The organism is Acidithiobacillus sulfurivorans, assembly GCF_018853815.1.
Taxonomy (GTDB): domain Bacteria; phylum Pseudomonadota; class Gammaproteobacteria; order Acidithiobacillales; family Acidithiobacillaceae; genus Acidithiobacillus; species Acidithiobacillus sulfurivorans.
Map to the genome: position 1 here is coordinate 1 of NZ_JAAOMP010000046.1, position 3065 is coordinate 3065.

General features: G+C 49.8%; 4 protein-coding genes and 1 pseudogene. 4 read left to right on the top strand and 1 reads right to left on the bottom strand.

The genetic code is table 11. From position 1 onward, the window contains the following. The coding region (locus HAP95_RS05125; protein ID WP_215883242.1) for a hypothetical protein at positions 1 to 472 on the top strand (472 nt) is incomplete at its 5' end. A gap of 290 nt (positions 473 to 762) precedes the next feature. On the opposite strand, the pseudogene HAP95_RS05130 reads toward HAP95_RS05125, so the two are convergent. Then, positions 763 to 1023 (bottom strand): annotated as a pseudogene (locus HAP95_RS05130) (hypothetical protein); the annotation flags it as partial. Between the two features lie 648 nt (positions 1024 to 1671). Between HAP95_RS05130 and HAP95_RS05135 the strand changes: the two are divergent. The 3 genes from HAP95_RS05135 to HAP95_RS05145 all read left to right on the top strand — a co-directional run bounded on the left by HAP95_RS05135 (position 1672) and on the right by HAP95_RS05145 (position 2906). Then, positions 1672 to 2079, top strand: a complete 408-nt coding sequence (locus tag HAP95_RS05135) for a DUF4168 domain-containing protein (RefSeq protein WP_215883244.1) — start codon at positions 1672 to 1674, stop codon at positions 2077 to 2079. Positions 2080 to 2181: 102 nt separating this feature from the next. Then, positions 2182 to 2523, top strand: a complete 342-nt coding sequence (locus HAP95_RS05140) for a hypothetical protein (RefSeq protein ID WP_215883245.1) — start codon at positions 2182 to 2184, stop codon at positions 2521 to 2523. A gap of 176 nt (positions 2524 to 2699) precedes the next feature. Then, complete coding sequence (locus tag HAP95_RS05145) at positions 2700 to 2906, top strand: hypothetical protein (RefSeq protein ID WP_226832581.1); 207 nt, start codon at positions 2700 to 2702, stop codon at positions 2904 to 2906. Positions 2907 to 3065 lie beyond the last annotated feature (159 nt).

Sequence of the window (3065 nt, forward strand, 5' to 3'; positions counted from 1 at the left end):
TACTACCAGTATTATCCGACACCACCCCCGCCCCTACCGGCAGGAGCGCCCCCGCCTCCGCCTCCACCGGCAGGAGCGCCGCCACCACCACCACCTGGCAGTTATTTCAATTATCTGGGGGTGCAACCACCGCCACCGGCTCCGCCTGGCGCACCACAACCGCCTCCACCTGGGCCTCCTCCCGGTGGACCAGGCTTTGGGCCTCCGGGGAGACCACAACCAGGTGGGCCGGGGTTCGGTCCACAACCAGGTCCTGGCCATGGAGGACCTCGGTTCCAGCCAGGACCAGCAGGAGGACCCCCGCAAGGGCCTCAATCTGGCCCGAGAAGAGGGCCGCCACAAGGGGGGCCTGGAGGGCCTGGGCCTCAACAGCCACCCCACCAAGGACCTATGGGTGGACCGCCTCCACCGGGTGGGCCAGGTGGACCTCCCCCTGGAGGGCCTGGCGCACCTTAACAGCCAAAACAAATGAGCCGCTCGTTGTGGGGCTCATTGTTTATGGCTTTTTATATCCTTTATAAGTGAGGAATCAGCGTCTACGAGACACAATGCTTTATGATGTCTCGTAGACGCTGATTTCATATATTATGGATACCGACAACTTGGCCGTGAAGTATGCCATCTGCCGCGACATGAAAAGTATAATCAGGGCCATCAATGACCACAGACAACCCAGATATTTCTCTGATCGTTCCATGCTATAACGAGACACAGCTTCGGAGGGCCTATCCAAGTGTAAGGATTGATCAGATCAAATATAAATTAATATATCTTATTCAATATGATTGGATTGTTTTGCACAGGCATTACAGCACTATTACTACTATTTAGCGTCACATAGTGGCTGTTGTCGCGAATGACCTTTTGCAGGATGTCGCGGGCGGTTTTGGTCCAGATGAAGGGTTTGGGATGGGTGTTGTGGTGATCGATGTACCCCTCAATGGCCTGGATGAGTTCGGGCACACTGGTGAACACCCCACGACGTAACCGCTGGGTCGTCATATCCCGAAAGAAACGCTCTACCGCAGCGACGATTATCTGACCGTCTGACCTTCGCCTTGCGCTCCGAATCAACCGCCAGTCAGAATATCATAACCATCAGCCACCGGATGGTCTTGTCTCCGCAAGATCATCCGCAAACGCAATTTATGCCGATAGTAGAGTCCGTTGCGCATGAATTGCCGTATATTTAGAAATGTTGATCACCCATGGATCATGTCAGCAGTTCATCTACATGGTCGAAGGACAGCAAGCACGAAACGGAAAGGATTGCTCGCCTGATCAGACGCGAAATAGAATAGGTCACTTTTCTTAGTGTGGTAACAAAACAAATATTAATGTGGTATATCAGTTTTTTATTAAAAAAAGAAAATATTTATCATAAAAACTAACGTTTTTTCTGGTTACGTGTTGAATATGTGCAACACTCATATTTTGATCAGTTTCAATACTTGTTAAATTTGATTCACCTATTTGACAATACAGATTATCTGTTGTTACCGTAAAAACGCTTGTGCAATTTGACTCAAGCAATTACGAGCATAATCCATGCTCTTTTCTTTCACCCAAAAGGGAGATGAACTATTGAAAAGCATTCAGACTAATGTAATAACAGCACTGGGAATATTCGTGTTCAGCACATCCGTTGCTTTTGCAAGCATGAGCAGCCCCATGTCCACCACTCAACCCCAACCGTCCTCACCGGCGATGCAGAACGGTGCGTCTACACCGCCTATGGCTTCCGGAGCGCCGCAAGCGGGAGCGCAGTCCGGCTCCCAGCCAATGATGCCCTCTGCACCTCAGGCGGGTCCTGCGGTGAGTAACGGTGAGATCATGCATTTTGCTTCCGCTCTGCGAGCAATCGGACCCCTGAGTTCCAAAATGCGGAGTGAAGCCATGCAAAAAGGCGTAAGCAAAGCCAAGCAACAGGCACTTGAACAAACCTATGCAAAGGATGTTCACGGAATTCTGGCCAAGAATGACCTCTCCGCAAGCACCTATGAGATGCTCATGAGAAAAGCCCATAGCGATCCACAGTTCGCTCAAAAGGTCGAGGCCGCTATCAAGTCCGGTGCATAGTCGCACTGTCTTGATTGGTGAATCATGGAACGTCAGAGACGCCAATCATGGTGTCTCTGACGGTTTTAGTTGGCTTGTTCGTGTTTCTTGTTCAAAGTCGTGATGAAAAATCTTTCAAAAATATCTTTTTTATTACTTTTTACAGGGATTGGATTATCTGGATGCGTCTTCGGACCTAGTCATCAGGATGTGCGTCGAGCACTCAAAAAAGCAGATATTATCCGTGCCATTAAAGGCAACAACATGGATATGAATATGACCAAGAGTCAGAGGCAGCATATTGATCAGGAAGTTAAAGAAACAAAGATCAACCAGTGCAGACAGCTGCACGGCCTGATTTATCGATGCTCCATGATCAGGAACGGTCAAATTCAGAGTATCGAAATTGGAAAATTGGGTGGACGTCATTGGCAGGTCATCAATAATAATCACCTGCTGAACTAGCTCTGGCATGGCAGCGGGTGTATGGGGCATTGTTGACGGTTAATTGAGGACTGAACCGTTAAGCGTCCATTGTGCCTATTGCATTGCCACGTAAAACGAAGGTAAGAGTCAATTATGGCCCTCTGTTGGGGTCCCTTTATGCATACTGCAGAACCAAAACTCCAAAGGAGAGTCCTATGGCGAATAGTCGCCCGAAAACCCTGTTGAAACGCCCGAAACTACTGATTACTGCTGTTGTCGCTGCGTGCTTTGGTTTTTCCCTGGGCGCTACCGAATGGGCACAGGCCGATGCCACCCCTACGGCACCCGCCTTATCCATCAACACCAACACCGCACCCCCAACAGGCGCTGGTTGCCCTCCCGGACTTTACCCCCATCATTGACCGCTATGGTCCGGCAGTGGTGAACACTGGCGCGCATTGTCGCCGGACTACCCGCAGACCAATCCATTCCCAGAACTAGTGTAGTGTTGCATTCTTGATGAAACTTAAGGTTAATCATGATAAAATGGCTCCATGGTCAGGGATATGGATGGAGTCAAG

What these genes read in the sequence shown, in the direction of transcription:
- HAP95_RS05135 (WP_215883244.1), top strand. Translation starts at nt 1,672, where the DNA reads ATGTCCACCACTCAACCCCAACCGTCCTCACCGGCGATGCAGAACGGT.
- HAP95_RS05140 (WP_215883245.1), top strand. Translation starts at nt 2,182, where the DNA reads ATGAAAAATCTTTCAAAAATATCTTTTTTATTACTTTTTACAGGGATT.
- HAP95_RS05145 (WP_226832581.1), top strand. Translation starts at nt 2,700, where the DNA reads ATGGCGAATAGTCGCCCGAAAACCCTGTTGAAACGCCCGAAACTACTG.